Source organism: Ruminococcoides bili, from assembly GCF_040093295.1.
Classification (GTDB): Bacteria; Bacillota; Clostridia; order Oscillospirales; family Acutalibacteraceae; genus Ruminococcoides; species Ruminococcoides intestinale_A.
Genome location: NZ_JBBNJY010000067.1, coordinates 1 through 5522, shown reverse-complemented (window position 1 = coordinate 5522; position 5522 = coordinate 1). Strand labels below are relative to the sequence as shown.

6 protein-coding genes are annotated in these 5522 nt (G+C 37.4%); 2 read left to right on the top strand and 4 right to left on the bottom strand.

All coding sequences use genetic code 11. The features are described from left to right. Nucleotides 1-154: 154 nt before the first annotated feature. The 4 genes from AAAY30_RS11110 to AAAY30_RS11095 form a co-directional block, all read right to left on the bottom strand. Nucleotides 155-1129 carry a DUF4097 family beta strand repeat-containing protein gene (locus AAAY30_RS11110; protein WP_337781427.1) on the bottom strand — a complete coding sequence of 325 codons (975 nt, stop codon included), beginning with the start codon at nucleotides 1127-1129 and terminating at the stop codon, nucleotides 155-157. Continuing rightward, nucleotides 1129-1734 (bottom strand): DUF1700 domain-containing protein, encoded by a 606-nt coding sequence (locus AAAY30_RS11105; protein WP_022234026.1) that lies wholly within the window; start codon nucleotides 1732-1734, stop codon nucleotides 1129-1131. Before AAAY30_RS11105 ends, AAAY30_RS11110 begins: the two co-directional genes overlap by 1 nt. Further along, the gene (locus AAAY30_RS11100) at nucleotides 1727-2047 is read right to left on the bottom strand and encodes a PadR family transcriptional regulator (protein WP_195410404.1); all 321 of its coding nucleotides are present in this window, start codon (nucleotides 2045-2047) and stop codon (nucleotides 1727-1729) included. Before AAAY30_RS11100 ends, AAAY30_RS11105 begins: the two co-directional genes overlap by 8 nt. A gap of 195 nt (nucleotides 2048-2242) precedes the next feature. Further along, nucleotides 2243-3745 (bottom strand): phosphohexomutase domain-containing protein, encoded by a 1503-nt coding sequence (locus AAAY30_RS11095; RefSeq protein WP_296152814.1) that lies wholly within the window; start codon nucleotides 3743-3745, stop codon nucleotides 2243-2245. A 501-nt stretch (nucleotides 3746-4246) separates the two neighbouring features. Between AAAY30_RS11095 and AAAY30_RS11090 the strand changes: the two genes are divergently transcribed. Beyond that, nucleotides 4247-4516, top strand: a complete 270-nt coding sequence (locus tag AAAY30_RS11090; RefSeq protein WP_195410407.1) for a hypothetical protein — start codon at nucleotides 4247-4249, stop codon at nucleotides 4514-4516. A 173-nt stretch (nucleotides 4517-4689) separates the two neighbouring features. After that, on the top strand, nucleotides 4690-5421 hold the full coding sequence (locus tag AAAY30_RS11085; protein WP_195410408.1) for a LytR/AlgR family response regulator transcription factor: 732 nt from the start codon (nucleotides 4690-4692) through the stop codon (nucleotides 5419-5421). Nucleotides 5422-5522: the final 101 nt, after the last annotated feature.

The following is a 5522-nucleotide window of genomic DNA, read 5'->3' as shown; positions in this document are numbered from 1 at the left end:
GCATAATACTATACATCACACAGTATTATATGTCAAGGACTTTTTCCAGATTATATAATAAAAATTTTGAACAGCCTGCTGTTTGGCGGCTTGAACACAACGGCGCAAGCCTTTAAAAATGCTGACAGCTCGACCAAAGTCAAGCTGTTGTTTTTTACTGATCTGCAATTTCGATATAAATATCTCCGCTTACCGTGGTTATTCGGCACTCTTCGTTTGAAACGCTTTGCGGTACATTTACCGTGCCGCTTGTTGTTTCGGTAATAAATTGTTTATTACTTAGCAATGTTCCCGATATTTCGCCGCTTACGGTATCAAGTACAATATTTTTTGCGTCACATCTTTTCAAATCTATCTCTCCGCTTGTGCTGTTTGCTTTAAGCTTTTGGCTTGCAACCGTATCGGTAAGCATAACTCCGCCGCTGATTGTTTTTGCAAAAATTTCTTTGCCTTTTACATTTGACAAGTCAATCTCACCGCTTACAGAACTTGCATTAATACACTCGGTTGCCGAAATATTATTTATAATTACATCTCCGCTTGTAGACTCGGCATTTAATTTTTCCAGATTTAAATTCTCCGCATAAACATCTCCACTTGTCGATGAAATATTAAGTTCTTGTTTTACATCGGCTTTTACACTTACATCACCGCTGATACTGCCGACCTTTGCATTATCAAAAGTAAATTCGTTTGCAACATCAATATCTCCGCTCATTGAAGCTGCATTCAAAGAATCATATTTGTTTTTCGGCAAATAAACCGAAACCCTCATATCCGAAACGAAAAATCCGATATTAATACGCTCAAACCAGTTGCGTTCATCTTTCACACGGACTGTTAATGTATTGTTTTCGTTTACAACAGTGTGAGTGACTTTTTCCCGTTCATCACACAATACCCGACATTTATCATCATTTGATTTATAAAAATTTATATTGCTTGCCGCGTCCTCTATTATAATATTTGTAAAATCGTCTTCAACAGTATAAGTATGCGTTACAAAATCTGATGTGCTGATTTCATTAAAATTAAATCCAAGACTGTATATACCGCAAAATCCGCAAATCATTCCAACCGCTACAAGAATTACAGCTACCGTTATCAGTATCTTTTTTGATTTCTTCATTATACTTCCTCTTTTCTTATAAACAAGGATTTTATCCAAATCCATATTTTTTTACTGACAAATACCATTCCTTTTGTAATTTGATTAATTCCGAAAAACGACAGTATTGACAAACCCGCACATACAAAAGCTCCGCCAATCAGCACGAGCATCGCAAATATATTTGCATTTGAGGTAAAAGCATATGCCACTGTACTTACCAATGTAAAAATTCCGCTTACCGCCAAACTGAAATCAGCCGCATAAAATGACAAAACCACAGACCATATAACTATGTAAACCGTCAGAACAATAACTATTGCGGTTAAAAGCAGAGGAAACCAAACGGGAGAGCCTACTGCGAGCAATACTATTTCCCACACCTTCCAATCGTGTTTTTTGCTGACTGTTCTTTTAACCAATTTTGGCAATGAAGATTCCGATAAAATTTGCTGTATAATTTCGTTTACCGAGCCTATATCTTCAACAGCCTCATTTTCGGTCATACCCTCGTCCATTCTGTCGTCAATCATTTCACTGTAAAACTGAACCGAATTTTCTATATCTTCTTTCGGCAATCCCGATAAACCGTTATACAATGCCCCAAGAAATTCCTGTTTACTCATCATCATTTTCCTCCTTTATGATAAACCGATAAATTGATACTATCTCGTGCCACTCATTTTTAAAATCTTCTATTCTGTTTAATCCCTCTTGTGTAATATGATAATACTTGCGTAACCGTCCGTTATACTCTACCTTATTGACGGTAAGCATTTGAGCGGTTTCCAATCTTCTTAAAATCGGATACAAAGTTGATTCGGATATTTCCACATACGGTTTCATATCTTTTATAATCTGATAACCGTAAGAATCTTTGTTTTTTATAGCGGCAAGCACGCATATGTCCAAAAGTCCTCGTTTCAGCTGAACATCCATATTATACCTCCCTTTGCATAATACTATACATCACACAGTATTATATGTCAAGGACTTTTTCCAGATTATATAATAAAAATTTTGAACAGCCTATTAAAATCTCTCACCGTTATGTTCAAGCCGCAAAACAATAAAAAAACAAAAGCAGTTTCAAAGGCAATGCTTTGAAACTGCTGAATTTACAATAATATTAAATTATAACTCAAGACCGCTTGTAGTCTTTAAAAACTCATTAAGTTTGTTGTAAATAATATCTACGCCGCCTACCGAATCACTCTCAATATTCAGCGGCATAATCGGGTCGTGCACGGAAAGTCTTAACAAGAACCAACCGTCACCGTTATCCTTATCGAATGATACTCTTATACCCTCACGGTTATCGTTTGCAACATTCCAGCCGTTCTGCGCCATTGCATATGCGGTAAGGTCATTAATAATCTTTTCGCCGCAGGCTCTGAAATCGGGCTCAAGAATTTTGAATCTGACTTCTTTACTTTCAACAGGTTCTTTAAGCGCCGCAGTAAGCTCGTCAAGCTCCTTGCCCTCTTTGCGCAATTGAGCCGCTTTAATAATAATCTTGGTGCAGAGATATGCGCCGTCATCAAGAAAATAGTTTTCTTTCATTGCAGCGTGACCTGAAGTTTCAATGGCGAGCGGACAATTGATACCCTGTGCATTGAGTTCGAGTGCTTTGTCGATAACATTTTTATAACCTCTGCGATAACGGTAATGCTGACCGCCGAGTGTGTCTTCAATAAATTCCTTAAGACCGGAAGAAGTGATAGAGTCGGTTACAACAGTACCGCCCTCGTTACCCTCAAGTGCAATGGCAGCCGCTACAGCAACAAGGCGGTTACGGTTAATTTCATTGCCCTTGTTGTCTACAGCTCCGCCACGGTCAACATCAGTGTCAAAAATCACGCCGAGGTCGGCATTTGCCTCTTTTACTGCCTCGCAGATTGACGCCATAGCTGTTGCGTCTTCAGGGTTCGGAATATGGTTCGGGAACATTCCGTCAGGCTCAAGGTAGCGACTGCCTGTTGTATCCGCACCGAGTACAGAAAGTACCTTATCGGCATAAAAACCGCCTGCACCGTTACCTGCATCAACTACAATCTTAAAACCTTTAAGCGGATGATCGTAATCCTCCGCATTTACTTCTTCTTTAATTTTTTTGCAAAGACCCTTTGCATAATCAGTCATATAATCAACTTTTCTGATTTTGCCGCAAGAATTTTCGGCAGGTGATTCGCCGTTTTGTGCATACTCAAGGATTTCCTCGATATCACTGCCCTCAAGACCGCCCTCACGGGTGAAGAATTTTAGACCGTTTCTGTTAAACGGGTGATGGCTTGCGGTAATCTGCAAAGCACCGTCACAACCGAGGTCAACGGTTGTCATAAACATCGACGGAGTAGATGCAAGCGAACAATCCAGCACGGTTGCTCCGCAGCGTTTAAAACGCTCACTGCAAATTGAAACTATATGCGGGCCGGAAATTCGGCTGTCACGACCGATAGAAATTGTAAGAGTTTCAGGAGCTTTGCTGACCTTTTTTGAAAGCCAAAGCACAAAGCCGTCTGCCATTCTTGCCACAACATCATCGGTAAGGTTTACGGGTTGACCCTCAACGCCCTCGCTTGCTACGCCTCTGATGTCTGTACCGCTTTTAAACTGCTTATAAAACTTGTCTAACATTTAAAGTACCATTCCTTTATTGTATTTTCGGATATTTCATTCTAAAAAAGCATACCCTTATTATAATTTACTGCATTAATTATAACCCATAGCCGCAAAAATCTCAATATATAATAATTTTATTTTTGTAAAAAAAGTGATTTTTTGACGCTTAACTTTCCCTTTTGGTAGTTATTTTCACTAACAGCATTATAATTTTAATAAGCAAACAAATTTGTTTATCAAATGATTTTTGTGCATAATATATATATTTATACACACCACTTTGTAAGCTGTTCACATTTAATTTGACTTTGCAACAAATTTTTATAAAAAAAATTGTTGACTTTTATGGAATTGTGATTATAATAATAATTGTCAAGTAAACAGTCCGCTTGACTATCGACTGATTATACAGTCAGACTACTCGAGTAAGGTTTAATTAGGTCGAACATAAATAATTATTTTGCCAAATGGTAAATGGCACAACAATTTTATATTATCATTTTGGAGGAATTTTTTATGACACCTATTCTTAGTTTACACAATATTGATGTAGCCGAATTTCTCGCTGTACTTGATACTTGCGAGGGTAATGTATTTCTCGTTACTAACGAAGGCGACAGATTAAATCTTAAAAGCAAACTCTGCCAGATCGTCGGTCTTACAAAACTCATTGAGGGCGGTAAGATTGCCGAAGCAAGCATTATTTGCGAGAATAAAAACGACGAGAGCAAGCTCTTCCGTTTTAACTTCTTTGGCGACACTGCAGATGCAGAGATTAATAATTAAACAGCTATTCACGTTTTCACGTTAATTTCAAAACTTCTAAATCCAGAGGCAGTCGCTTAGGCGACTGTTTTTGGCATATAATACATTTTTAGCAAACCTTTTTATAATAATGCACATTTCTTAAGTTTTGTGTTATAATTATAAAAAGGTTATTTATTTTTGGTGGTGTGATAATGAAAATCGCCGTAATTGACGATGAACAAAGATATATGGATATTCTTGCCCGTGTGTGCAACGGATATTTTACAATCAGAAGTGAACAAGGCTCGGTAGATTGTTTTTTAAACGGACAAGATTTTTTAAATAAATGCAGTGAAAATCTATATGATGCGGCATTTATAGATATTTATATGAGCCCTATTAACGGAATTGAGCTTGCCGAGGAGCTTAGAAAAATCAGCAAAGATATTCTAATTGTTTTTGTTACTACAAGTTCCGACTTTATGATGCAGGCTTTTTCTGTTCATGCGTTTCACTATATAATAAAACCGTATATGCCCGAACAAATTTACAAAGTTCTTGACGAAGCGGCTTTTTACATAAAAGATAAAGCAAAATTTATTCGGATTGTTTGCGACAGAAAATCCGTAATGATTTCTGTCAAAGAGATTATGTCTATTGAATCCGATGCACATTATCTGAATATTTCTGTTGTGTCCGGTATGACATACCGCACAAGAATGACTATGAATGAATTTTTAAAACTTACCGATAATGACGAAAGATTTATACCCGTAAACCGTGGCGTTGTTCTTAATGCGGATTATATTGAGCGCATTGACGGTGCTCTTTGTATAATGGGCAACGGTACAAGATTTTCGATAAAAGTGCGTGAAAAAAGTATCATAGAAAAACGGGTAAGAGATCATATGTTTAAAAAATTAAGGGAAAATCAGCGGATTTGAGGATAATATGGATAGGGTAGAATTTTGTGGTGACCCCCAAAAGTTAGATTTGAAAGCGTAGTGGCTTTTAGCTGCTACGCTTTTGTTATGCAACTAAGGCA